Source organism: Corynebacterium kalidii, assembly GCF_022869005.1.
GTDB classification, from domain to species: Bacteria; Actinomycetota; Actinomycetes; order Mycobacteriales; family Mycobacteriaceae; genus Corynebacterium; species Corynebacterium kalidii.
In genome coordinates this window covers 38,133-62,872 of the sequence record NZ_JALIEA010000006.1, presented here as the reverse complement: position 1 = coordinate 62,872, position 24,740 = coordinate 38,133, and the positions used below count along the sequence as shown (strand labels likewise).

Annotated in this window: 19 protein-coding genes; 13 read left to right on the top strand and 6 right to left on the bottom strand. The window is 70.0% G+C overall.

The window, feature by feature from the left end; translation table 11 throughout:
- Positions 1–3: 3 nt before the first annotated feature.
- The 4 genes from MUN33_RS14145 to clpB form a co-directional block, all read right to left on the bottom strand.
- Complete coding sequence (locus MUN33_RS14145; RefSeq protein ID WP_305037362.1) at positions 4–1,191, bottom strand: sensor histidine kinase; 1,188 nt, start codon at positions 1,189–1,191, stop codon at positions 4–6.
- A gap of 29 nt (positions 1,192–1,220) precedes the next feature.
- Positions 1,221–2,066 (bottom strand): ABC transporter permease, encoded by an 846-nt coding sequence (locus tag MUN33_RS00720; protein WP_244802994.1) that lies wholly within the window; start codon positions 2,064–2,066, stop codon positions 1,221–1,223.
- Positions 2,067–2,077: 11 nt separating this feature from the next.
- Entirely contained in the window at positions 2,078–3,019 is a 942-nt protein-coding gene (locus MUN33_RS00715) for an ABC transporter ATP-binding protein (RefSeq protein WP_244802993.1), read from the bottom strand.
- Positions 3,020–3,328: 309 nt separating this feature from the next.
- Positions 3,329–5,920 (bottom strand): ATP-dependent chaperone ClpB, encoded by a 2,592-nt coding sequence (gene clpB / locus MUN33_RS00710; RefSeq protein ID WP_244802992.1) that lies wholly within the window; start codon positions 5,918–5,920, stop codon positions 3,329–3,331.
- Positions 5,921–6,109: 189 nt separating this feature from the next.
- On the opposite strand from clpB, the gene MUN33_RS00705 reads away from it, so the two are divergent.
- Positions 6,110–7,321 carry a ferredoxin reductase domain-containing protein gene (locus MUN33_RS00705; protein ID WP_244802991.1) on the top strand — a complete coding sequence of 404 codons (1,212 nt, stop codon included), beginning with the start codon at positions 6,110–6,112 and terminating at the stop codon, positions 7,319–7,321.
- Between the two features lie 7 nt (positions 7,322–7,328).
- On the opposite strand, the gene MUN33_RS00700 is transcribed toward MUN33_RS00705, so the two are convergent.
- Positions 7,329–8,228, bottom strand: a complete 900-nt coding sequence (locus MUN33_RS00700) for a carbon-nitrogen hydrolase family protein (protein WP_244802990.1) — start codon at positions 8,226–8,228, stop codon at positions 7,329–7,331.
- 36 nt (positions 8,229–8,264) lie between these two features.
- Here MUN33_RS00700 and MUN33_RS00695 point away from each other — a divergent pair, with 36 nt between their 5' ends.
- The 5 genes from MUN33_RS00695 to MUN33_RS00675 all read left to right on the top strand — a co-directional run bounded on the left by MUN33_RS00695 (position 8,265) and on the right by MUN33_RS00675 (position 13,914).
- Complete coding sequence (locus tag MUN33_RS00695) at positions 8,265–9,740, top strand: SulP family inorganic anion transporter (RefSeq protein WP_244802989.1); 1,476 nt, start codon at positions 8,265–8,267, stop codon at positions 9,738–9,740.
- Between the two features lie 173 nt (positions 9,741–9,913).
- Complete coding sequence (locus tag MUN33_RS00690; protein WP_244802988.1) at positions 9,914–10,228, top strand: hypothetical protein; 315 nt, start codon at positions 9,914–9,916, stop codon at positions 10,226–10,228.
- Positions 10,228–11,628, top strand: coding sequence for an alpha/beta hydrolase (locus MUN33_RS00685; protein WP_244802987.1), 1,401 nt, complete (start codon positions 10,228–10,230; stop codon positions 11,626–11,628). Before MUN33_RS00690 ends, MUN33_RS00685 begins: the two co-directional genes overlap by 1 nt.
- Positions 11,629–12,798 (top strand): NAD(P)-binding domain-containing protein, encoded by a 1,170-nt coding sequence (locus MUN33_RS00680; protein ID WP_244802986.1) that lies wholly within the window; start codon positions 11,629–11,631, stop codon positions 12,796–12,798.
- A 33-nt stretch (positions 12,799–12,831) separates the two neighbouring features.
- Complete coding sequence (locus tag MUN33_RS00675; RefSeq protein ID WP_244802985.1) at positions 12,832–13,914, top strand: LLM class flavin-dependent oxidoreductase; 1,083 nt, start codon at positions 12,832–12,834, stop codon at positions 13,912–13,914.
- Positions 13,915–13,959: 45 nt separating this feature from the next.
- Here MUN33_RS00675 and MUN33_RS00670 read toward each other — a convergent pair whose 3' ends face one another.
- Positions 13,960–15,282 (bottom strand): helix-turn-helix domain-containing protein, encoded by a 1,323-nt coding sequence (locus MUN33_RS00670; protein ID WP_244802984.1) that lies wholly within the window; start codon positions 15,280–15,282, stop codon positions 13,960–13,962.
- A gap of 134 nt (positions 15,283–15,416) precedes the next feature.
- Between MUN33_RS00670 and MUN33_RS00665 the strand changes: the two genes are divergently transcribed.
- The 7 genes from MUN33_RS00665 (at position 15,417) to MUN33_RS00635 (ending at position 24,733) form a co-directional block, all read left to right on the top strand.
- Positions 15,417–16,754, top strand: coding sequence for a Glu/Leu/Phe/Val dehydrogenase family protein (locus tag MUN33_RS00665; protein ID WP_244802983.1), 1,338 nt, complete (start codon positions 15,417–15,419; stop codon positions 16,752–16,754).
- 282 nt (positions 16,755–17,036) lie between these two features.
- On the top strand, positions 17,037–18,266 hold the full coding sequence (locus MUN33_RS00660; RefSeq protein ID WP_244802982.1) for a YkvI family membrane protein: 1,230 nt from the start codon (positions 17,037–17,039) through the stop codon (positions 18,264–18,266).
- Positions 18,267–18,411: 145 nt separating this feature from the next.
- On the top strand, positions 18,412–20,109 hold the full coding sequence (locus MUN33_RS00655; protein ID WP_244802981.1) for an alpha-keto acid decarboxylase family protein: 1,698 nt from the start codon (positions 18,412–18,414) through the stop codon (positions 20,107–20,109).
- Positions 20,110–20,180: 71 nt separating this feature from the next.
- Positions 20,181–21,095 carry an exodeoxyribonuclease III gene (locus tag MUN33_RS00650; RefSeq protein WP_244802980.1) on the top strand — a complete coding sequence of 305 codons (915 nt, stop codon included), beginning with the start codon at positions 20,181–20,183 and terminating at the stop codon, positions 21,093–21,095.
- A complete protein-coding gene (locus tag MUN33_RS00645; RefSeq protein WP_244802979.1) occupies positions 21,092–21,778 on the top strand; it encodes a GyrI-like domain-containing protein in 687 nt (228 codons plus the stop codon). The genes MUN33_RS00650 and MUN33_RS00645 overlap by 4 nt, the downstream gene beginning before the upstream one ends.
- A 9-nt stretch (positions 21,779–21,787) precedes the next feature.
- A complete protein-coding gene (locus MUN33_RS00640) occupies positions 21,788–23,176 on the top strand; it encodes an alpha/beta fold hydrolase (RefSeq protein ID WP_244802978.1) in 1,389 nt (462 codons plus the stop codon).
- Positions 23,177–23,197: 21 nt separating this feature from the next.
- A complete protein-coding gene (locus MUN33_RS00635) occupies positions 23,198–24,733 on the top strand; it encodes an amino acid permease (protein ID WP_439647813.1) in 1,536 nt (511 codons plus the stop codon).
- Positions 24,734–24,740: the final 7 nt, after the last annotated feature.

Sequence of the window (24,740 nt, the reverse complement as noted above, 5' to 3'; positions counted from 1 at the left end):
GGACTACTCCTTCAGGCTGAGGGTGACATGGAAGAGACTACCGTCGCGCTCGGCGACGAGGGCCGCCCCGAGCGGCTCCGCCCGACGCCGGATCCCCGCCAGCCCCGACAACCGTTCGATACCCCGGGTCACGCCGTCGTTGCTCATCGTGACCGACCCGGTGCCACCGTCGGTGGTGAACACCAGGCGTACCCACGTGGCGGCGGAATGGCGCACCACGTTCGTCGTCCCCTCCCGCACCAGCCAGGCCGCCAGCTCACGCATCGGCGCCGACAGCGCCGTCGGGTCGCCCTCGACCTCCAGACGGACACCGGCGCTGTCCAGCAGCTCCCGGGCGCCCTCCACCTCCGTGGACAGGTTCACCGCCCGGTAGCCGTCGACGACCTCGTGCATCTCGGTGACCGACGTGCGCGCCAGCTCCTGCAGCGCCGCGAGCTCACCGTCCAGGCGGTCGTCGCCGCGGCGGGCCAGGGCGCGGGCGAGCTCCGCCTTCACCGACATCGCCGCCAGCCGCTGCCCCAGAGTGTCGTGCAGCTCCTGGGAGAACCGCAGCCGCTCCTCACTGACCTGCAGGGCCGACTCCGTGAGGCGCGCGCGGTCCAGCTCCTTGGCGATGCCCACCGTCCACGCGGACAAGGTGGAGGTACACAACAGGAACGTGGCGAAGAACATCGGCAGCCAGGACGTCTCCTGCCACATCACCACCGACGTCACCAGGGAGAACGCCACGGTGACCGTCCACCGCCAGGGCAACCACGCCAGCACGGTCAACGGGGCCAGGATCACCGCGGCGAACGCCAGGCACATGCCCGTCAGCGCCGTCGACCCGTCGCCGACGAGGTAGGTGACCACCCCGCCACCCCAGACCACGGCGCTGAACACCGCGGTCGCCACCACCAGGCGCTCCGTGGGCCGCCGCGGCCTGGTGTTGAACTCGGGACGCCGCTCGACGACCACCAGACCGGCCACGACCAGCACCAGGACGACCGCTCCGATCACCAGCAGCTGCCAGAGGTCGAACACCCGCTCCCGCCGGGTGGACAACACCGGGAGCGCGACGGCGAACACGCCGAACGCCAGCACCGCCGACTGCACCGACAGGCGGGTGTAGACGATGAGCTTCGCGCCCGCCCCGAGGCCACGCCAGGTCCGGCGCGGGCTGGTGACGGACTGCAACACTGTCGGGTTCATGGGCTCCATTTAATCAGCGGCGGTCACCCTCAGTGCCGGACGTCCCACCGGACGTACCGCGCACCCGCCCAGACACAGACCCCGGCCCAGACGACCAGGATGAGCATCATCTGCCAGGTCTCCCCGAGCACCTCGCCGGACGTCAACGGAGCGACGTCGTTCATGCGGTCCACCGTGGTGTTGCCGGCCCAGCCGTACTGCAGCAGATCGAAGATCAGGGCGAACGGTGTGCGGGCCAGGACCTCGTTGACCCCCTCCGGGTACATCTGACGGAAGTTGCCCATCGTGGCGAACATCAGCAGCATCACCGGCATCGAGGTGATCTGGGCCGCCTCCGGGTTCTTCGTGAAACCACTGGTCACCAGGGCCAGGCCACTGGTCACGACCAGCCCGAGCAGGACGGCGACGATGATCGGCACCACGTTCACCGGCCCCGGCGCGCCAAGGGCCATGAGCAGGCCGGACATCACCACGGTGAACAGCACGGTCAGGACCGCGCCGGGGAAGGACGAGGAGCCGAGGATCTCGACGTCCCGGGCCTCCCCGGTGCGCAACCGCTTGAGCACACCCTCGTCGCGCCGGGTGGTGACCATGGACAGCACGGTGTAGAACTGCACGAACATCAACGCGAAGAGCAGGAAGTACTCCATCGCCACCGCGCTCGCCTGGATCTTCGACTGCTCGTCGTCGCCGGAGAGCACGAGGTACATCGCCAGGCCGAAACCCATGGGAAGCAGCGTGGCGTTGACAAGCAGCGTCTTGTTGCGGAGGAACTGCAGGCTCTCGGCACGCGCCAAGGAGGTGAAGCGCCTGACAGGGGATCCCCCAGGGCGGGTGGAGGTGCGGGCCGTGGTGGGGGTTGTCGCGGTACTCATGGTGCTTCCTTTCAGACAGCGGTGTCGGCGCCGGCGATCTTGCTGAAGACGCGCTCGAGGCTGGCGGGGCGGGCGGAGAAGTGGCCGAGGGTGACGTCGTTGGCGGCGGCCCAGTCGAGCAGCCGGTGGGTATCCCGCTGCAGGTCCGAGGTCTCGATACGCAGATCGTCACCGTCGCGGGTGACCTGCGCGCCGGGGAACGTCGGGAACACGTCCTGCACGCGTCCACCCGTGGCCTGCGGGAGGGTGAAGCTGATCTCGGCACCCTCGGTGGCGGCGAGGTCGTCCAGCCGCCCCTCCACGGCGATCACGCCCCGGTCCATGATGGCGATCCGGTCGGCGAGCCGCTCCGCCTCCTCCAGGTAGTGGGTGGTGAGGATCATGGTCACGCCACGGTTCTTCAACGACCCCAGCAGCTCCCACGTGCGGCTGCGCGACTCCGGGTCCAGCCCGGTCGTCGGCTCGTCGAGGATGATCACGCTGGGGTCGTTGAGCAGCGCGCACGCCAGGTCGAGGCGCCGCTGCTCGCCGCCGGAGAGTGATCCGACGCGGACGTCGGTGCGGTGGCCCAGGTCGACCTCGTCGAGGACGCCGTCGACCGGCAGCGGGGTGGAGCAGGTGCCCGCCCACATGCGCATCGTCTCGGCGACGGTGAGCTCCTTCGGCAGGCCACCGGACTGCAGCATGATGCCCAGTTCGGGACGGATCCACGCCCGGTCGGCGACAGGGTCCTTGTCGAGGACACGGACCGTGCCGGCCGTGGGTGCGGCGAGCCCCTCGACGATCTCCAGGGTGGAGGTCTTCCCCGCGCCGTTGGTGCCGAGCAGGCCGTAGACCTCGCCGTGGTGGACGTCGAAGGAGACGCCCTTGACGGCGGTGTAGGCGTCCTTCTTCTTTCTCGACTGGTAGGTGCGTGTCAGGTCCCGGACGCTGATGGCTGGTGTCGTGGTCATGACCCCCATCCTGCTGGTTCCGCGATGCCCCAGGTAGAGGGGTTTGTCATGGGCTGGGCCGCGGATGTCACAGGTTCCGCATGACAGATGTCATGCAGCGGCGGGACGGCGGCGCGACGGCGGCGCGACGGCGGCGCGACGGCGGCGGGACGGAGCAACCCCGCAGGTCGGTCACACCGTCCTACGGGGTTGCTCTGTCGCGGGGGCCACGCCTGACCGTGGTACGCAGAAAGGCACCGTCCTGTACCCGCAGTCAGGATCGACCGCGGGCACAGGACGGTGCCTGTCTCTCCGCCGGAGCGGGGGCCGCTACCCCTCGTGCTCCACGGACCCGATGGCCAGTGCGTCGGCGGTGGGGTCGGCGACCCCGTCCACACGCGGCACGTCGACCTGCACCGTGTCACCGTCGCGCACGTCGCCGGCCAGCAGCTTCTTCGCCAGCGCGTCGCCGATCGCCTTCTGGATCAGGCGGCGCAACGGCCGGGCACCGTAGGCCGGTTCGTAGCCACGCTCGGCGAGCCACGCCTTGGCGTCGTCGGTAACCTGCAGGTCCAGGCGCCGGGCAGCCAGTCGCTCGGCGAGCTGGGCGACCTGGATCTCCACGATCGAGGTCAGCTGCTCGGCCGACAGGGCGTCGAAGATGACCACGTCGTCCAGGCGGTTGATGAACTCCGGCTTGAACGCCGCCTTCACCGCGTTCATGACCTGCTCGTCCGAGCCACCGGCGCCGAGGTTCGAGGTCAGGATCAGGATGGTGTTACGGAAGTCCACCGTCCTGCCCTGACCGTCGGTCAGGCGCCCTTCGTCCAGGACCTGCAGCAGCACGTCGAAGACGTCCGGGTGGGCCTTCTCCACCTCGTCGAACAGCACCACCGTGTAGGGGCGGCGCCGCACGGCCTCGGTCAGCTGTCCACCGGCGTCGTAGCCGACGTATCCGGGGGGCGCACCGACCAGTCGTGCCACGGAGTGCTTCTCGCCGTACTCCGACATGTCGATGCGCACCATGGCGTGCTCGTCGTCGAAGAGGAACTCCGCCAGCGACTTCGCCAGCTCGGTCTTGCCCACACCCGTCGGCCCGAGGAACAGGAAGGAACCGGTCGGACGGTCCGGGTCGGCGACACCGGCACGGGACCGCCGCACGGCGTCCGACACCACGGTCACGGCCTCGTCCTGCCCGACGACGCGCCCACCGAGCACCTTCTCCATGGCCAGCAGCTTCTCGGTCTCGCCCTCCAGCATCTTGCCGGCGGGGACACCGGTCCACGCGGAGACGACCTCGGCGATGGTGTCCGGGGTGACCTCCTCGGTGAGCATGCGCTGCTCCTCGGCCTGGGCTGCCTCGTACTCCGCCTCACCGACCTGCTTCTCCAGCTCCGGGATGCGGCCGTAGCGCAGTTCGGCGACACGGGCGTAGTCGCCGTCGCGTTCGGCGATCTCGGATTCGGTGCGCAGGTTGTCGAGTTCCTCCTTCAGTTCACGCAGACGGTCGATGGCGCCACGCTCGTTCTCCCAGCGGGCCATGAGCCCGTTGAGCGTCTCACGCTCGTCCTCGAGTTCGGCACGCAGCTTCGCCAGACGGTCCTTCGAGGCCTCGTCGGTCTCCTGGCTGAGGGCCATCTCCTCGATCTCGAGGCGTCGGACGACGCGTTCGGCGTCGTCGATCTCCTCGGGACGCGAGTCGATCTCCATGCGGAGCCGGGACGCGGCCTCGTCGACCAGGTCGATGGCCTTGTCCGGGAGGAACCGGCTGGTGATGTAGCGGTCCGACAGGGACGCGGCACTGACCAGCGCGGAGTCCTGGATGCGGACACCATGGTGGACCTCGTAGCGCTCCTTGAGTCCGCGCAGGATACCGACGGTGTCCTCCACCGTCGGCTCGCCGACGTAGACCTGCTGGAAACGGCGCTCCAGCGCGGCGTCCTTCTCGATGTACTTGCGGTACTCGTCGAGGGTCGTCGCACCGACGAGACGGAGTTCACCACGGGCGAGCAGCGGCTTGATCATGTTGCCGGCGTCCATCGCGGATTCGCCGGTGGCACCGGCGCCGACGATGGTGTGCAGCTCGTCGATGAAGGTGACGATCTCGCCCTCGGCCTCCTTGATCTCGTCCAGGACGGCCTTGAGCCGCTCCTCGAACTCGCCGCGGTACTTCGCACCGGCCACCATGGAGCCCAAGTCGAGGCTGATCAGCGTCTTGCCCCGCAGCGACTCGGGGACGTCGCCGGCGACGATACGCCGGGCGAGCCCTTCGACGATGGCGGTCTTGCCCACGCCGGGTTCACCGATGAGCACGGGGTTGTTCTTCGTGCGGCGCGACAGCACCTGGACGACGCGGCGGATCTCCTGGTCACGTCCGATGACCGGGTCGATCTTGCCTTCGCGGGCCCGTGCGGTGAGGTCGGTGGAGTACTTCTCCAGCGCCTGGAACTGGCCTTCCGGCTCCTCCGTGGTGACCTTGCGGTTGCCGCGGACGGACTCGAAGGCGCCACGGATGGCGTCGAACGTGCCGCCGCGGGCGTGCAGTGCCTTGGCCGCCTCAGAGTCGCCCTTGGCGATGCCGGCGAGCAGCACCTCGGTGGAGACGTAGGTGTCGCCGAGCTCCTCGGCGAGTTCCTGGGCGGCGGTGAGGGCGTTGAGGGCGTCCCGGTTGAAGTTCGGGTTCGCCAGGCCGGAGCCGGAGGCCTGGGGGTAGCCGGCGACGAGGTCGCGGGCGTCACGCAGGACACCGTCGGCGTCGACGCCTGCCGCCTGCAGGACGGGGCGGGCGATGGAGTCCTCCTGGTCGAGGATCGCCACGAGAAGGTGGGCCGGACGGATGTCCGGGTTCCCGTTGGCACTGGCCGACTGCAGTGCAGCCTGGAGTGCCTCCTGGGTACGGGTGGTGGGTGTGAATCCGCTCATCGTCAGTCTCCTGTTCTGCGTGTGCGTGCCGGGTTCTACTTTAGCGCGTCAGTATCAACTTTCGCTTACGGTCATTCCAACGCCAGTCATCTTGAGTCTGTTCCACTCAACCTTACTTTCTGTGTGTGATGTACGACACTTTTCCCGGGTGGACCGGAGGATCCGCGACGACGTGTCACAATGGTCCCCATGACAGACGAGAGGGGACGCGCGACCACCGACGTCGCCGCGCTGGACGCACTCGGTCCGGCGGTCCGGAGCGCCCGCACACGCATCGACGGCATCACCGCACGCGCCCGGGACCACCTCCGGACGCTCACCTCCCCGCTCGCCCCGGACCACTCACCCGCCACCGCTACCGGTGCGGCCGTGCCGCCGGCACCAGTCCCGCCGGAGATGCTGCGCCGGGCCATCCTGCACGCCGCGGACGGCATCGTCGCCGGCCAGACGGCGTTCACCGCCGACCACACCGCCGACCTCGCGGACATCGGCCGGGACATGCGCAAGTACGGGGTGACGCTGGCCCACTACGAGGCCGCGGCGGAAGCGGCCGGACGTGCCGTCTGCGAGGAGTTCGGTGTCCCCTACCCGGGGGTCGGCCTGACCTACCGTCGCGCCGCCGAGCTGGGCATCCCCGACGGACTGACCGAGCTCCTGCACGTCGTGGACGACGCCGTCCGCATCGTCGCCCTGGGCGCCGTCGAGGACGACGAGGCCGGGATCCCCGCGTGCCTGTCGGCGACGGTGCTCGACGTCGCACACCGCACCACCCGGACCACCGTGGTGCGCCTGCAGGCGTCCTCGCCGGAGACCGGCTGGGCGGGCCAGGCACTGGAGGTACGCACCCCGGCCATGCCGGACGTCTGGCACCAGTACGCCTCCGCCCTGCCGCCGAACCCGGCCGGCTACCTGGAGTTCCACTGCCCCGCGGCCGCCGGCGAACCGGAGGTCGGCGAGACGTGGGTCATCGCCAACCCGACCGGCGGCCTTGGGGTCCCGACCGGCGCAGACTCCCCCGCGACCGTCGTGATGATCGCGGTGAACACCGGACTCGCCGCCCTGCGGGCACTGGTCCTCGACCTGTCCAGCCTGGACGACCCGCCGCCGGTGCACCTGTTCTGGGGCGCCGACACCTCCCGTGACCTGCACAGCCTGGGGGACCTCCGGGGCCTGGAGGCCGGATTCCCCTGGCTCACCGTCACCCCGGTCGTGGTCGACGAGGACCACGTCACCGCCGCGGAGGCCGCGCTCGACGCCGCGTTGGGACGGACGCCGGGGGACGGACGACGCGACGGCGCCTTCGTCCTGGTCTCCGGCGACGACCCGGACACCGTCCGCCGACAGGTCCGCATCCTCACCGACGTCGGCGTCGACCCGGAGCAGATCATCGCCGAGCCGTGACGGTCCGCTACTCCCCGGTGGTGCCCCGGCGGCCGATCTCCAGGTCCTGACGGTGCCCCTTGAGCACGGGCAGTCCCTTGCGGACCTTCTCCACGTGGTTCGGGTCGATGTCGACCATGAGGATCTGGGCGACGTAGCCGGACTCGGCCAGACGTGCACCACCGGGGCTGACGATCACGGAGTGGCCGATGCCCGTCGGGCCGTCGTTCTGGCCGTACCGCTCCGGGGAACCCGGACGTGCCTGGCCGGCGGCCACCACGTAGCTGGTGGTGTCGAGGGCGCGTGCGGCGGTGAGGGTGCGCCACTGGTCGAGCTTGCCCGGACCGTCCGTCCAGGCGGTGGGCACGACCATGACGGTGGCCCCCTCCTCCGCCAGGGCGTAGAAGTGTCCGGGGAACCGGATGTCGTAGCAGGTCGCCAGGCCGATGGTCACGCCGTTGACGTCGTAGGTGACCCGGCGGGTCCCCGGCTTGACGGTGTCGGACTCGCGGTAGCCGAAGGCGTCGAAGGTGTGGATCTTGTGGTAGTGCTCCGTGCCCTGCGGCCCGGTGATCAGCAGGGTGTTGTGGACGCGACGGAACTTGTTCGCCTGGCCCGACCCCTCCACCGGTTCGGCCTGCAACTCCCCGGAGGGAAGCCGGTAGACGGTGTCGGCCGGGGTGAACATCCCGACGACCGCCGTCGTCCCGGCGTCCGCGGCCGCCTTGGCGACGGCCCTGGCGAAGGGACCGTCGAGCGGCTGGGCGACGACGTCCAACCTGCCCGCGTCGAAGGGGAACATCGCAGCCTCAGGGAACACCACCAGGTCAGCGCCATTCTCGGCGGAACCGGCGATATAGGATCTGATCTTCTCGAGGTTCTTGTCGACGTCCGGCACGGAGTTCATCTGGATGACGGCGATGCGCATGCTGCCAAGGGTACGTGACCGGTCTAGGATTGTCGGGTGAGTTCTTCTGTGGCCCAACGTTCCCCGTCCCGGGTGCTCGACGCACTCCGGAGCCCCCGCCTGCTCACCGTGGAGATCCTCGGCGGTCTGGTCACGGCGTTCGCCCTGATCCCGGAGTCACTGAGTTTCGCGATCGTGGCGGGGCTGGATCCGATGATGGGCCTCTACGCGGCGTTCACCATGGCGTGCGTGACCGCGGTCCTCGGCGGACGCCCGGGCATGGTGTCGGGGGCAGCGGGGTCGATCGCCCTGGTGATCTTCCCGGTCGCCCGCGATCACGGGGTGGAGTACCTCCTGGCCACGGTGATTCTCGGCGGCGTGCTGCAGATGGTCATGGGCGCGTTGGGGGTGGCCAAGCTGATGCGCTTCATCCCGCGGTCGGTGATGGTGGGTTTCGTCGACGCGCTGGCGATCCTGATCTTCTCCGCACAGCTGCAGCACCTGTTCGACGTCCCGTGGCTGGTGTACCCGTTGACGGCGGCCGGGCTGCTGGTGATCATCGTGTTCCCGAGGCTGACGACGCACTTCCCGGCCCCGTTGGCGTCGATCCTGCTGATCACCCTGGCGGTGATGGTGTTCAGCTGGGACGTGCCGACGGTCGGCGACCAGGGCGAGCTGCCGACGTCCTTCCCCGGGTTCGGCGTGCCGTCCGTGCCCTTCTCCCTGGAGACACTGGGGATCGTCGCGCCTTACGCGGTGGCCCTGGCCCTGGTCGGCCTGATGGAGTCGCTGCTGACGGCGAAGCTGGTGGACGACCTGACGGACACGCACTCGGACAAGACACGCGAATCCCTGGGCCAGGGTGCGGCGAATGTGGTGACCGGCTTCTTCGGCGGGATGGGCGGCTGCGCGATGATCGGCCAGACGATGATCAACGTGAAGCAGGCCGGCGCCCGGACACGGATCAGCTCCTTCCTCGCCGGGGTGTTCCTGATCGTCCTGTCGGTGTCGTTGTCAGACCTGGTGGGGCAGATCCCGATGGCCGCCCTGGTGGCGGTGATGCTGGTGGTGGCGTTCACGACCTTCGACTGGAACAGCGTACGTACCCTGCGGGTGATGCCGCTGTCGGAGACGGTGGTGCTGCTGGTGACGGTGGTCTCCACGGTGCTCACCAACAACCTGGCCGTCGGTGTGATCCTCGGGGTCCTCACCGCGATGGTGGCGTTCGCCCGCCGTGTGGCGCACCTGACCAGGGTGGTGCAGACCGACGGGCCGGGCGGCGGACGGTACCGGGTGGAGGGGCAGCTGTTCTTCGCGTCGTCCAACGACCTGGTGTACCAGTTCGACTACGCCGGGGACCCGGACGAGGTCACGGTGGATTTCTCGGGCGCCACGGTGTGGGATTCCTCGACGGTCGCCGCCCTGCAGGGGGTGCGCGAGCAGTATGCGCGACGGGGCAAGTCGGTGAGCTTCACTGGTCTGGACGCCACGAGCCGGGGGTACATCGACCGCCTGGAGGGCCGGCTGGGCTGACCTCGGCCTCGTCCGGGTTATGCACAGGGCCGGGGTGGTTCCGCGGCGAATTCGACGAAAGTTGTCCACAGGTTCGCCCGTCGCCGCCGCGGCCCCTTCTCCTTCCGCGTGCTCCTGTCGTAGTCTCCGTGGACCGCTGTTCACCGGATGCTCCAGGAGGCACCATGACGACCGTGACGACCGTATTCGGCATCGACCCTTCACAGGTCAGCGCGACAGCACACGCGTTGGACGCCGAGGCGTCCGAGGTGGCGGCGACCGCGGAACACCTCGCCGACGGCGTTCCTCCCGCGGCGTCCCTGCCGGGTGGACGGACCGTGGCGGCACTGGCCGAAGGGGCGGGCAGGGTCGCCGCGGCGGTGGACGGGGAAGCGCGGGTGGTCGAGGTCGTCAGCCGGGACCTGCGCACCTTCGTCGAGGCCGTGGACCTCGCAGAACAGGATGCGGCGGCGTCGTTGACGGCCACCACGCCGGGAGGTGGGCGCTGATGGACGTCCACGACCTCGCCGCGGCACCGATGGAAGACGCCGCCGAGGCCGCCGGACGGTGGACGTCGGCGGCACACCGGGCGGACTCGGCGGGAACGGCGGTGCGGAGGCACGGTGAGCTCCCGGGATGGACCGGCAGCGCGTCGGACGCGATGCGCCACCGCCTCGACGGTTCCGGAAACCGGCTGCTCGCCGTGTCGGTGGCGGCCCGGTGGGTGGGTACCGTCCTGCACCACCACGCCACAACGCTCGCCCAGGTCAAGGCACAGGTCGCCCCGGTCCTGTCCCTGTCCCGCGCCACCGGGATGCAGGTCTCCCCGGCCGGCACGGTGACCCCTCCGGTGCCCGTGCCACCGTTGAACGCGGTCGCGGCCGCCTCCTCACTGGTCCTGCACGCCTGCCGCGCCCTCGCCACCACCGTGGACGGCGCGACGGCGTCGGTCGTCTCTGCGGCATGTTCGGTCCGCGACGCCCCCACGGTGTCCGCGGTGGACCTCCGGACCCCGGACGCCGCCGCTGCCACCGCAGAACTCGTCGCCGCCCCCGGGGCCACCGCCACGTCGGTGACCATTCCCGGGGGACTGGCCGGGTCACTCGACAGCTCACGTGAAGAGGCGTTGCGCCGTGCGGTGGTCGCCAGCCGGCAGGAGCTGGCGTTACGCGGACTGGACCCGGACGCCGTCGGGGTGTCGGTGCAGCAGATCGGCGGGGAACCGACGGTCGTCGTCGGCGACATCCGGACCGCGGAGAAGGTCACCACGCTGGTCAGCGGTGTCGGCTCCGCCTCGGACGGTGCCCTGGTGGGCTCGGCCGCAGGTGCGGGCCGCATCGCCGGCTCCGGACACGCCGTCGTCGCCTGGCACGGCTACACCGCGCCGGGCACGGTGTTCCACGGGATGAGCCCCACCTACGCCGGTGCCGGTGCCCCGGCGCTCCGGCGTATGCAGTCGAGCCTGCGGGAGACGTCGGCGGAGGGCGCTGAGCTGCAGGTGGTCGCCCACAGTTACGGCACCACCCTGGTCGGGGCGGCGGCGCGTGACCCGTCCGCTCCCCTGGCCGCCGACACGCTGCACCTGCTGGGCAGCCCCGGTGTCGGGGTCGACCGGGCCGGGCAGCTGCATGTCGACGCCCTCGACGGGGACGCGGAGGTCCACGCCTGGCGCGCTCCTGGCGACCTCATCGGTGCGGCGACCGGGGCGCTCGGCGGTGTGCACGGGGTGGACCCCACGTCCGCGGGGTTCGGGGCCGACACCGCCGACGGGATCCCCGCCGACCGGCAGGGTGGCGTGGTCGGACGTATCCTGGGGCGCATGACCGACGGTTACCTGTGGTTCCGGGGCGAGTGGGACTCGCACAGCAGTTACCTCGCCGACGACCACGTCCTGGAACAGGTGCGCTGAATGTACCCGGTGATCGTCGTCGGCGCCGGGCAGGCCGGCCTCGCCGCGGCACACGCCCTGGCCCGCCGGGGGTTCACCCCGGGTCGCGGGATGCTCGTCCTCGACGGCAACGACGGGCCCGGCGGGGCGTGGCGGCACCGGTGGGACTCGTTGACCCTGGGACGTGCCCACGGCATCGCCGACCTGCCCGGGCTCCCGATGCCACGTCCCGACCCCGCCATCCCCGCCTCCCGGCTGGTGGCGGACTACTACGGGACCTACGAGGAGACCTTCGACCTGCAGGTCCGGCGTCCGGCGCGCGTGATCCGCGTCGAGGGGGACGCACCGGGGCCACTCACGGTGACGGTCGTGGTCGACGGGAGGTGCGAGCGGCTGCAGACCAGGATGCTGATCAGCGCCACCGGCACCTGGACGCACCCCTACATCCCCTACGTGCCCGGGATCGACACCTTCGCCGGGCGTCAGCTGCACACCACCGACTACACGCGGAAAGAGGACTTCGCCGGGGAGCGGGTGCTCGTCGTCGGCGGTGGGCTCAGCGCCGTGCAGTTCCTGCTGGAACTGCACGAACCCGGCGGGGCGGCGTCCACGGTGTGGGCCACGCGCCATCCACCGAACTTCGTGGAGCGCACCTTCGACAACGACGACGCCTCCTGGGGACGCGACGTGGAGCGGCGGGTCCGCGCGGACACCGAAAGCGGCCGACGCCCGGCTTCGGTGGTGCGCAACACCGGCATCCCTCCCCTGCCCGCCTACCTGGACGGTGTCGCGGACGGGACGCTGGTCTCCCGCGGCATGTTCACCGGCATCAACACCCGTTCGGTCACCTTCGGCGGCCCGGACCCGGCGGCCGACCCTGTGGCACAGCAGGAGCTGGTGCAGCCTGCCAGCTGGCGGCCTTTCCCCGCGGGGCACCGGGAGCCGGTGGACGTGATCTTCTGGAACACCGGTTTCCGTCCGGCGTTGACCCACCTGGCACCGCTTCACCTGCGGGAACGTGGCGGCGGGATCACCGTGGCCAACGAGGTCGAGGTGGTGCGCGACCGGCGGGTCCTGCTGGCCGGGTACGGGTCGACGGCCTCGACGGTGGGGGCGAACCGGGCGGGCCGCCTCGCCGGGCAGGTGGCGGCACAGCGCCTTGTGGAGATGCCGGACACGCCATATAGTTGACATATCAACTACTTCCGTCCCTCAGGAGACGTCATGAAAGCCTTCGGGTTCCTCAGCTTCGGCCACTACGACCTCGGGGCGTCCGGCCCCTCCACCCCGGGCCGCACCATGCCCGGCGCGAAGGAGAACATCAGGAACGCCGTGGAGATCGCCGTCGGCGCCGACGAGATCGGTGCCAACGGCGCGTACTGGCGTGTGCACCACTTCGCCCCGCAACACGCCGCCCCCATGCCAATCCTCGCCGCCGCAGCCGCCCGCACCTCGCGCATCGAGGTCGGTACCGGCGTGATCGACCTGCGTTACGAGAACCCCCTCCACCTGGCGGAGGAAGCGGCCCAGCTGGACCTGCTCGCCGACGGCAGGGTCGCGCTCGGCGTCTCCCGGGGATCGCCCGAGCCCGTGGACCGCGGATACGCCGAGTTCGGCTACCACCCGGAGCCCGACGACCCGAAGGGCGCCGAGATGGCGCGGCAGAAGTTCGACCGCTTCATGTCCGCCGTCGACGGACAGGGCATCGCGACCGCCCTCCCCCTCGACCAGCAGTACCCGCGGATGTACCAGCCGAATGCGCAGGTCCCGGTGATGCCCACGTCACTGTCACTGCGTAAGCACGTCTGGTGGGGCGCCGGTTCGCGCGACACCGCCGTGTGGGCCGCGCAGAAGGGGGTCAACCTGATGAGCTCCACCCTGCTGACCGAAGCCAACGGGGACGAGTTCTCCGACCTCCAGGCCGACCAGCTGCGCCTGTTCCGGCAGGCGTGGAAGGACGCCGGGCACACCTGGACCCCGCGGACGTCGGTGTCCAGGTCGGTGTTCCCGATCCTCACCGACACGGACCGCCGCATGTTCGGCTCCGGCGACGACGGCGGGGTCGGCTACATCGACGACAGCACCGCCACCTTCGGACGGACCTACGCCGACGAACCCGACAAGCTCGTCGAGCAGCTGAAGCAGGACGCGGCGGTGATGGAGGCCGACACCCTGATGCTGACGATCCCCAGCCAGCTCGGCGTGGACGCCAACCTGCGGATCCTGTCTGCCTTCGCCGAACACGTCGCCCCGGAGCTGGGGTGGGAACCGAACACCGACGGCCCGGTACAGGGCTACCCCGTCTAGGAGACCGGGATCCCGTCCAGGATCCCCGGCCCCACGCATCGCCCGTCAGGTCAGCGAGCCGGCGGTGTCGTTGCGCGGGGCGGACACGTCCGCCCAGCCCGGGAGCGCCGGCGGGGTCGGCACAGCGGCCCCGTCCCGTCGCCGCCCCTCCAGCAGCGCATGGAGCCGCAAGGCGATGTGGAACGCCGACGACGACCAACCGTCGTCGAGGACCCCGCCGACGACGTCGCGGATGCGCTGCAGCCGGTAGTGGAGCGTGGCGCGGTGGATGAACAAGCTGGCGCTGGTGGCCGTGGTGTTACGCCCGTGGTCGAGGTAGCTCAGGGCCGTCCGCCACTGGTCGGCGTTGCCCGCCATGGTGAGCCGGTGGGCCTCGGGACTCAACGCCTGGACCGTGGCCCCGGTCAACTGCCACCCGTACAACAGCCTCCACGCTCCGGCGTTCTCCCAGGACAACGGCTGCTCACCCAGCCCCGCCAACGCGGCGACCTCGGACAGGAAGCGCGCCCTGCGCATCGACCCCTCGGCCACGCCCGAGCTCTCGATCTCGGAGGACCCCACCGCCTCGACACGTGCCCCCGTGCTGGCCACGGCCTGTCCCAGGTCCGTCGCCACCCGGCAGGACTCCACCGCCGAACGGCTGCGCTCGACGACGACCAGCACGTCCTTGCCGTCCACACCCCCGACCCCGTCCGACACGAGGAACGGCCGGAGCGGGTGAACCCGGCCGAGCTCGAAGAGCAGACGCTGGAGCACGTCGTCATCGCCCTGCCCGACGGCGTCCAGCCGGGCGGCCGGCCCCTCCAGGCGCACGACCTGGACCGCGAGCGCACCGTCCTCGGGCAGGTACCCCTGTTCGACGGCGCGGGCCACCGCCCCCTCCACGCCACCGAGGATGTCACTGGTCAGGGTCCGCGCGCGGCCCGCCCTGCCGACCGCGCCGTGCGGACCGCCCCCGAGCAGTCCCGCCAGGGTGCCCGACAGCGCCGTCGCCGCCTCGATCTCCTCGTCGGTCACCGGCGGCTCGTCGAAGAGCCACAGGTACCCCAGCAGACGGTTGTTGCGGCGCACCGGGAAGCAGACGCGCGCCAGCATATCGAAATCCGGGTTGGCCGGTAGCCGCACGTGGGAGACCGCGTCCTGCAGGCCGTACCCGAGCATCCACGGCACCGGCTCCGGCGGCGACGACCGGTCGATGATCGCCGCGATCCGCCGGTCGTCGATCGCACCGATCTGGGCACTGGCGCACACCAGCTCGAGCGCCGGGTTGTCGACCGCCACCGACCGCCCCAGCGACTCCGCGAGATCGTCCACCAGCTTCTGCACCTGGGTGAGGTCCCAACCTGCACCGTTGCTCTTGTACGACATATGTCAAAACTAACTTCAACCGAATGCTGGTGACAAACCATCCTGTGATCCACGACCATGGCCTGCATCCCGATGGCCTGGATCACACCACCCCGGGTGATCCGGTCGGACACCACCGAACACAAGGAGACCACGTGGACCGCAGTATCTTCACCCCGCTCGAGAAGGCAGGCCTGACGACCCTGAAGCTCCAGTACAACTGGCGCACCGACGAGCACACCCTGTGCGCCGCACGCGAGTGGGACACCGAAACCGACTTCTCCCGCTACAACGCCGACTTCACCGCCTACACCACGCTGAGCCACGACGGCGAGTACCTCAACACCGCACAGGTCCGGGAGCTTTTCGCGGAGCACGGCCTGGCCGACTACCTCGACGAGGTCCTCGACCTGGTGCGTCAGGGCCGCCACGAGGGCATCGAGGCCTACTTCCACGCCGGCAAGAACATCCGCTTCATGTGCCACCAGCACAGCCGCCGCCTGGGACTGCGGAACAAGCACCACGCCATCATGGCCGGAGGGACCCGTCGCCACCCGCTGTCCACCCCGGAGATCGACGTGATCAGCGACGGGCTCAACCTCGGCCGCGCGATGAGCTTCAAGAACATCGCGGCCGGCCTGGACTTCGGCGGCTGCAAGACCACCGTCCACACCGACGGGATCGACCTGGACGACCTGGAGGCGCTGGGCTTCCTGGCCTTCGCGATCGACAGGTGCCGCACGATGACCAGCCCGGACCTGGCGTTCCCCACCGCCATGGCCGACGCCATCAACGAGCACTTCTCCATGCAGTTCACCAACGGCCCGAGCTCGCCGATCGGCGCGAGCGGCAAGCCCACCGCCTACGGCACCTACCTGGCCCTGCGGGAGGCCGTGCGCTTCACCGAGGGCGACGACGACCTGACCGGCAAGACCGCGGTCGTCATGGGCCTGGGCGAGGTCGGCTGGTACCTCGCGGAGCACCTCATCGACGCCGGCGCCCTGGTCACGGTCTCCGACCTGGACGCCGACCGGGTCACCGCCCTGCAGGACAAGCACCCGGACGCGGCGGTGGACTCGATCCCGGTCGACGAGGTCCTCACCCACGAAGCCGACATCTTCTGCCCGGCGGCGATCGGCGGCCTCCTCGACGACACGACGATCGCCGGGCTCCGTTACCGGTACGTCTTCGGTCCGGCGAACAACCAGATCAAGGCGACCAACCAGGCCGAGGAGGAGCGTCTGGCACAGCTGCTCCAGGACCGCGGGATCCTGTTCCAGACCGAATGGTGGCACAACACCGGCGGTGTCTCCGGCGGTGCCGAGGAGTACCTCAACGGCGCCGACGCCTCCCCCGAATCCCTGCGTAAGCGCGTGGAGGACATCATCCCCCGCAAGACGCGCGAGAACCTCGAGCAGGCCCGGGCCAAGGGGGTCACCCCGACGACCAACGCCTACCTGACGTGTGTGGAAACCCTCTACGGGGACGTCTAGCCCGTCCAGCGACTCCGGCCGCTGCGTCCCCTGCGCCCCCCTGCGCCCCCTGCGCCCACCACCACACCACCACGAAAGGTGCACCGATGACTGTCTCGGTCACACGGCACGTCCCACCACCACAACCACCGTCGACGCCCCCTCGTGGACCGGCAACCACCGGGTCCGCGTCCCCCGGCACACCGGGGGCACCGGAGGCACCGACACCGGGGCGCGCCACCGTCCCCCACCCCGACAACGCCGGACGACCCGGACGGCCCGGACGACCCGGAGGGATCTGACATGACCGACCACAGCACACCGACCAGCACACCGACCAGCACACCGACCAGCACACCGACCAGCACCCGGCCACAACACCAGACGTTCGGGGACGTCTCCACCGTGTTCGGCCGCATCAAACACATCCTGCTGTTCACGGGCGCCCAGTGCTCGTTCTTCATCGGCGCCGGCATCGCGACCGGCCAGGAGAGCATGCAGTACTTCACCGCCCACGGGTGGTGGGGCATGGCCGCGATCATCGTCGTGATCGTCCTGTTCTCCTGGATCCTGTCGTCGTTGACGGAGTGGGGCAGGCGACACCGCGACGACAGGGTCGACCCGTTCGTGGACATCTGCGGAAAGTTCCTCGGCACGATCCTGCGTATCTGCGTCCCCGTGTTCGTCTTCATGATCGCGGTCACGATGTTCTCCGGCGCCGGGCCCCTCGTCGCCGACGTCTTCAGCCTGCCGATCTGGGTCGGCACCATCAGCATGGCCGTCATCGTCGCCGTCACCCTCATGCTCGGCTTCCGCAACCTCGTCGAAATCATCGGACGCATCGGGCCGCTGGTCATCGTCATCATCGCCGTGGTGACCGTATGGGTCGTCATCGAGAACGCCGGCGCACTGCAGGACGCGAACGAGAACCTCGCCCAGTACCCGCCGACCAAGGCCACCGACAACTGGTTCCTCGGCACCGTGCTCTACTGCACCGCCGTCCTGATCATCGCCGTGCCCTTCCTGACCCGTCTCGGCCGCACCGACCGGGCTGTACGCACGACGGTGGCGCCCAGCACGCTGACCGGGTTCGTCTACGGCGGGGTCATGGCCGTGTGCGCGCTGGCCCTGCTCGCGACGCTGCCCCGGACATTCGACCAGGCGACGCCGCTCGTCATGCTCGGTATCGACCTCGCCCCGTGGCTGGGCTACGTCTTCTCCGGAATCACCCTGCTGGGCATCTACTCCACGGCCGCCCCCATGCTGTGGACCGTGGCCGACCAGTTTCCCGTGAAAACGGGTCCCAGCTACTCCGCCATCTGCCTCGTCCTCACCGTCGCCGCCCTGGTCGGCGGACTGACACTGCCATTCGAGGACCTCGTCGGCTTCGTCTACCCCTCGACCGGCTACTTCGGGCTCGTGTTCTTCGGGATGATGGCGTTCCGCCAGGTCGTGGCGCGGGTCCGCCGGCGACAGCGGCACCCCTCCGTCGCCACCGGGGAGCAGGCCCGCGACGACGTCCCCGCCCACTGACGAACCCCGCCACAGCACCTGTGACCGTCCCCGTGGCTGTCCCCGTGGCCTTGCACGCCGCGGCCATGGTGTCATAGGTGCGCCGCCATCCCCCGGCCCGCCCGGACGGGACCAGACACCTTCAATCCACAGAGGAGAAATGACGATGCGCGTCACAATCGGTGACTTCCTGCTGACACGACTCAAGGACATCGGGATCACGGAGGTGATCGGCGTCCCGGGCGACTTCAACCTGAACCTCATCGAGCAGATCGACGAGACCGACGACCTGCGCTTCGTCGGTACCTGCAACGAGCTCAACGCCTCCTACGCCGCCGACGGCTACGCACGCTCGCGGGGGGCGTCGGCCCTGCTGACGACCTACGGCGTCGGAGAGCTCAGCGCCCTCAACGGCATCGCCGGGTCCGCGGCCGAGCACGTCCCGGTGATCTCCATCGCGGGGGCACCGCCGCTGTTCGCCACCGAGGGCCGCTACGACCTGCACCACACCATGGCCGACGGGAACTTCCGCAACATGCTCGACAGCATCGGCGAGTTCACCGCCGCGGCCGTGCGCATCACCCCGATGAACGCGGTGGAGGAGATCGACCGCGCCCTGCACACCTGCCTGCGGGAGAAGCGCCCCGTCCACGTCCAGCTCCCGTCCGACATCTCCCACCTGACGATCGACGCCCCGGAGACCGCGTTCGACCCCGCACTCCCCGCCAGCGACCCGGAACGTCTGGAGTCCGCACTCGAGCGGATCCTGGAGCTCTTCCGCGCCGCCCACCGGCCGGTGATCCTGGCCGACCTCGACGCAGACCGGCACGGCTTCGTCCCGCTGCTCCAGGAGTTCGCGGAGAAGACCGGGACGCCCTACGCACACCTGAGTTCCGGAAAAGGGCTCCTCGACGAGCAGAGTCCCCTGTTCCTCGGTGTCTACAACGGCCGGGGCTCCGCACCGGAGGTCCGCGAGGCCGTCGAGACGTCCGACTTCCTGGTCACCACGACGCCGCGTTTCATCGAGGCCAACTCCGGCGCCTTCACCCACAACCTGCCGGCCGGGGCGACAATCGATGTCGGCGACCAGCACGTGAGCATCCACGGCGAGCACTACGTGGGGATCACCGTGCTGGAACTCCTCCAAGAACTGGTCGAACGCGTCGACACCGGCCCGGCCGCCACCGCGTCCACCGCCCCGGCCACCGCGTCCACCGCTCCGGCGGAGACGCCGGACTGGGAGGTACTCCCCGACGCACCCCTGAGCCAGGAACGCATCTGGCCCCGGTTCGCCCGGTTCTTCCGGACCGACGACGTCGTCATCACCGAGGCCGGGACGTCCACCATCGGCCTCGGCCCGCACCCGCTGCCGTCCGGGGTCAAGTACATCAACTCGAGCATCTGGGGGTCGATCGGCTTCACCCTGCCGGCGTTGCTGGGGAGCCAGCTCGCCGCACCGGAGCGACGCCACCTCCTGTTCATCGGCGACGGCTCGTTCCAGCTGACCGCACAGGAGCTCTCGACCATCCTCCGTGAGGACCTCGCACCCGTCATCGTCCTGGTCAACAACCGCGGCTACACCATCGAACGCCTGATCCTCGGGATGAACTCGGCGTACAACGACATCGCCGCATGGAACTACGGCCAACTGCCCGCCGTGTTCCGGCCCGACACGACGATGGTGTCCTACTCCGCCTCGACGGAGGGCGAACTCGAGAGGGCTCTCGACGACATCGAGAAGTCCCCCCACGGGGCCTTCCTCGAGATCCACCTCGACCCGGAGGACGCGCCTGCCGGACTGAAGTCCTTCGGCCCCATGACCGCCGAGTTCGACTACGGTCCCCGGGGTCCCCGGAACCCCTGACCGGGACGTCCCCGGACACCGCCGGACGTCCCCGGACGTCCCCGCACACTGCCGGAAGGTACCCTCGGTGCATGCTCCGCGTCGCCACGGTCAACGTCAACGGGATCCGCGCCACCCACCGCCGGGGGTTCGGTGACTGGTTGGCGACCCGCGGCTGCGACGTGGTGACACTGCAGGAGGTGCGGGCCCAGGCCGACAAGCTCCCGGACGGGGCGTTCGGCGACTACCACGCGGCGGTGGACACCGGCGACGTCGCGGGACGCAACGGGGTCGCCGTCCTCACCCGCCAGGCACCCGCAGCCGTACGGTCCTGGAGCGGTACCGCGCTGCTCGCCGGCCCCGGCGCGCTCCGGGAGGTCCCCGCGCCGGACCGCGTGACGCTGGCCCGGGAACTGCGGGCGGTCGCCGGCCAGGGCCGCTACCTCGAGGTCGACCTGGCGGACCACCCGGTCACGGTCGCCAGCCTCTACCTCCCCAAAGGCGGGCTCCCCGCGGAGCTGCAGCGTCCCGGGCGGATGCGCGAGGCGCCGGACGGCGGTGCCCGCTACAGGCGCAAGATGGCCTTCATGGCCGGCTTCTCCCGCTACCTCACCCGCACCCGTCGGGCGGCCACCGCGGCAGGACGGGAGTTCCTGCTGACGGGGGACCTCAACATCGCCCACACGCGTCAGGACCTCGCGGCGTGGCGCCGCAACCAGCAGAACGACGGTTTCCTGCCGGAGGAGCGGGAGTGGTTCGGCGACCAGTTGTCCGCCCGCACGCTCGTCGACGTCGTCCGGCGGCTGCACCCGCAGGAGGACGGCCCGTACTCGTGGTGGTCCTGGCTCGGCCGGTCCTTCGCGACGGACGCGGGCTGGCGGCTGGACTACCACCTCGCCACTCCCCGTCTGGCACGGGCCGCGGTGGGCGACAGCGTCGACCGGGACCACCACGGCGTACGGCTCTCCGACCACTCCCCGGTCGTCGTGGACTACGACCTGGCATGACCACCGGCAAGATCGACCTCAAGAAGACCCTCGACGCCTACCGCGACACACGGGGGACGTTCCGCGTCGTGGACGTGCCGACGTTCCGGTACATCATGGTCGACGGACACGGCGACCCGAACACCTCGCCGCTCTACCCACGGTCACTCGAGGCCCTCTACCCGGTGGCGTACGCGATGAAGTTCGCCAGCAAGCGCGACCTGGGCCGCGACTACGTGGTCCCGCCGTTGGAGGGGTTGTGGTGGGCCGAGGACATGGCGGCGTTCACCACCGCCCGGGACAAGTCGCGCTGGTACTGGACGATGATGCTCATGGTGCCGCCGTGGGTCGGCCGCGACATCTTCGACGCGGCGGTACAGCAGGTGGCGGCGAAGACGGCGAAGACGGCGAAGACAAAGGCGACGCCGGAACGGCTGGGCGACATCCGGCTGGAGGAGCTCTCCGAGGGACGGTGCGTGCAGACGCTCCACATCGGCTCCTTCGACGACGAGGCCGCCGTCCTGGAGCGGATGCACGGGGAGTTCCTCCCCGCCAACGGACTGCGCCTGGACGGGACCCACCACGAGATCTACTTCAGCGACCCACGCCGGACGGCACCGGAGAAGCTCCGCACCCTGCTACGCCAACCGGTCGCGCCGGCGAGTGCACCTGCCCAGGACAGTCCCGGGCCGTCTCCGGTATGACTGGACGACATGAACTCCAGCGCCTCCCCAGACCTGCGGACCACGTCCACCCGCCGCCACGGACACACCGTCCGGGAGCACCACCTGACCGTGCCTCTGGTCCACCCAGGCGTACACACCCCCGGCGCGTCCACCTCCCCTGACCCCCGCACCATCGAGGTCTACGCCCGTGAGTACGTCCCCGACGGCGGCGAGGACCGTCCCGCGCTGCTGTTCCTCCAGGGCGGCCCCGGCCACGGTGCTCCCCGGCCCGTCGCGGACGGCGACGGCGGCGTCCTGTCCGGCTGGCTGGGCGAGGCGCTCCGCCACTACCGGGTGTTCCTGTTCGACCAGCGCGGCACGGGACGCTCGACGCCGGTCGACGTCGCCGTCCCCGAAGCGCTCGGCCCCACGCCGCGGGACCAGGCCGACTACCTGACCAGGCTGCGTGCCGACAGCATCGTCGAGGACGCCGAACTGCTCCGTGACGCCCTCGGCGAGGAGCCGTGGTCGCTGCTCGGCCAATCCTTCGGCGGGTTCTGCATCACCACCTACCTCTCGCGGCGTCCCGGAGGGGTGCGGGAGGCGTTCTTCACCGGCGGTCTGCCCGGGTACATCGCCGACCCACACACCCGGGTGGATGACATCTACCGGGCGACCTTCGCCAAGACCGCGGTCCGCAACGACCGGTTCTACGCCCGCTTCCCCTGGGCGGAGCAGCGTGTGGCGGAGATCTGCCGTCACCTCGACGACACCGAGGAGACGCTGCCCACCGGGGAGCGTCTGACCTCGCGCAGGTTCCGCACCGTGGGCATGGAGCTGGGCCGTACCGGCGGGTTCGACACGCTGGCCTACCTGCTGGAGGACCCGTTCCGCAGTGTCCCGGGCAGCCCCGGTGCGGCGGGACGGCGCCGGCTGCGCACCCCGTTCCTCACCGGCCTGTCCGCGCACCTCAGCGTGTCGGACGCACCGTTGTACGCGGTGATCCACGAGACGATCTACGGCGTCGACGGTGCCACGGACTGGTCGGCCCACCGTGTCCGTGAGGAGGTCCCCGGCTTCGGCGAGCACGCGGGACGCACCGACGGTCCCCTCTACCTCACCGCCGAGCACTTCTTCCCCTGGCAGTTCGAGGAGGACCCGGCGCTCCGGCCGTGGAAGGCGGTCGTCGACCTCCTGGCGGCGAAGGACGACTGGACGCCGCTGTACGACGCCGCGCAGCTGCGGCAGACCGAGGTGCCCACGGCGGCCGCGGTCTACCTGGACGACATCTTCGTCCCGTTCGAACTGTCGATGGAGACCGCCGCGACGATCCGGGGCCTGCGTCCCCACGTCACCAACCGGTGGGAGCACAACGGGATCAGCCAGGACGGTGCCGCTATCCTGCGCCATCTGCACGCGCTGGTGAAAGATCACTGATCCGGGATAGTCTGTCTCCCCGTGACTGACACCTCCACAGACCCCGGCAGCTCCAGTACCCGGGAGCACCCGGCCCGACGGGACACCGTCCGCCTGCCGACCCTGGTCTCCCTGATCGTCGGCTCCTGCGTGGGTGCCGGTATCTTCGCCCTGCCGCAGAACATCTCCGCCGTGGCCTCGCCGGGTGCCGCGGTCATCGGCTGGGTCGTCACCGGCATCGGCATGCTGTGCGTGGCCTTCGTCTTCCAGGCGTTGGCGCACCGCAAGCCGAAGCTGGACTCCGGGGTGTACAGCTACGTCCGGGGTGGACTGGGCGACTTCGTGGGCTTCGCCTCCGGCTGGGGCTACTGGCTGGGCAGCATCATCGCCCAGGTCGGCTACGCCACCCTCTTCTTCGGGTCCCTCGGCCACTTCGTCCCGCTGTTCGCCGACGGGCAGTCGCTGGTCCAGGCGTTCTTCGTCTCGGGGTTGAACTGGGTGATCTTCCTGGCGCTGTCGCGCGGGGTCCGTCAGGCGGCGGTGCTGAACGTGGTCACCACCGCGGCGAAGCTCCTGCCGATCCTCGCCTTCCTCGGGATCCTGGCCTTCGCCGGGTTCCACACCGAGGTCTTCACCGCGGACTTCTGGGGCTCGGCGGCGACCTTCGGCGCCGACGCCGATGAGGCGTCTAGCCTGTCCGACCAGGTCAAGGGCATGATGCTGTTCACGGTGTGGGCGTTCATCGGTGTCGAGGGGGCGTCGACCTACTCCCGGCGCGCCCGCCGACGCAAGGACGTCTCCCTGGCGACGCTGCTGGGCTTCCTCACCGTGTTCCTGCTGCTGGTGATGGTCAGTTTCCTGTCCTACGGTGTCGCTCCCCGCGAAGAGCTCGCGGCGATGGGCGACAACTCGATGGCCGAGGTCCTCGAACTCGTCGTGGGCCCGTGGGGTGCCGGGCTGGTGTCGGTCGGCCTGTGCATCTCCGTGCTGGGCGCCTACGTGTCCTGGCAGATGCTGTGCGCCGAGCCGATCACCCTGATGGCGCAGGACGGGCTGCTGCCCCGCCGGCTCGGGTACGTCAACCACCGCGGCGCGCCGGTGGTCGCCCAGCTGTTCTCCGCAGTGGTCATCCAGCTGTTCATCGTGGTCTTCTACCTCAACGAGTCCGCCTACACCACGATGGTGCAGCTGGCGACGTCGCTGTACCTGATCCCCTACCTGTTCTCCGCGCTGTACCTGGTGTTCCTGTGCACCCGCGGGAAGGGGCTGTCCCACCCGGACGCGGGGACGAAGTTCGACCTCTCCGGACCCACCGTGGACTCCCGCACCAACCGCGTGCACCTGCTCACCGGGACCCTGGCATTGGTGTACTCGCTGTGGCTGTTCTACGCCGCCGACGTGAAGTACGTCCTGATGGGCATGGTGCTGATCGTGCCGGGCATGGTCGCCTACGTCATCACCCGCCGCCGCGCAGGTGGACGGGTGTTCAACCCCTTCGAGTGGGTCATCGCGGTGGGCGTCACCGTGGCCGCGGCCGTCGCCGTGGTCCTCATCGTGCAGGGCACGCTGAGCCTCTAGACCTGAG

What these genes read in the sequence shown, in the direction of transcription:
- MUN33_RS14145 (WP_305037362.1), bottom strand. Translation starts at nt 1,191, where the DNA reads ATGAACCCGACAGTGTTGCAGTCCGTCACCAGCCCGCGCCGGACCTGG.
- MUN33_RS00720 (WP_244802994.1), bottom strand. Translation starts at nt 2,066, where the DNA reads ATGAGTACCGCGACAACCCCCACCACGGCCCGCACCTCCACCCGCCCT.
- MUN33_RS00715 (WP_244802993.1), bottom strand. Translation starts at nt 3,019, where the DNA reads ATGACCACGACACCAGCCATCAGCGTCCGGGACCTGACACGCACCTAC.
- clpB (WP_244802992.1), bottom strand. Translation starts at nt 5,920, where the DNA reads ATGAGCGGATTCACACCCACCACCCGTACCCAGGAGGCACTCCAGGCT.
- MUN33_RS00705 (WP_244802991.1), top strand. Translation starts at nt 6,110, where the DNA reads ATGACAGACGAGAGGGGACGCGCGACCACCGACGTCGCCGCGCTGGAC.
- MUN33_RS00700 (WP_244802990.1), bottom strand. Translation starts at nt 8,228, where the DNA reads ATGCGCATCGCCGTCATCCAGATGAACTCCGTGCCGGACGTCGACAAG.
- MUN33_RS00685 (WP_244802987.1), top strand. Translation starts at nt 10,228, where the DNA reads ATGGACGTCCACGACCTCGCCGCGGCACCGATGGAAGACGCCGCCGAG.
- MUN33_RS00680 (WP_244802986.1), top strand. Translation starts at nt 11,629, where the DNA reads ATGTACCCGGTGATCGTCGTCGGCGCCGGGCAGGCCGGCCTCGCCGCG.
- MUN33_RS00675 (WP_244802985.1), top strand. Translation starts at nt 12,832, where the DNA reads ATGAAAGCCTTCGGGTTCCTCAGCTTCGGCCACTACGACCTCGGGGCG.
- MUN33_RS00670 (WP_244802984.1), bottom strand. Translation starts at nt 15,282, where the DNA reads ATGTCGTACAAGAGCAACGGTGCAGGTTGGGACCTCACCCAGGTGCAG.
- MUN33_RS00660 (WP_244802982.1), top strand. Translation starts at nt 17,037, where the DNA reads ATGACCGACCACAGCACACCGACCAGCACACCGACCAGCACACCGACC.
- MUN33_RS00655 (WP_244802981.1), top strand. Translation starts at nt 18,412, where the DNA reads ATGCGCGTCACAATCGGTGACTTCCTGCTGACACGACTCAAGGACATC.
- MUN33_RS00650 (WP_244802980.1), top strand. Translation starts at nt 20,181, where the DNA reads ATGCTCCGCGTCGCCACGGTCAACGTCAACGGGATCCGCGCCACCCAC.
- MUN33_RS00645 (WP_244802979.1), top strand. Translation starts at nt 21,092, where the DNA reads ATGACCACCGGCAAGATCGACCTCAAGAAGACCCTCGACGCCTACCGC.
- MUN33_RS00640 (WP_244802978.1), top strand. Translation starts at nt 21,788, where the DNA reads ATGAACTCCAGCGCCTCCCCAGACCTGCGGACCACGTCCACCCGCCGC.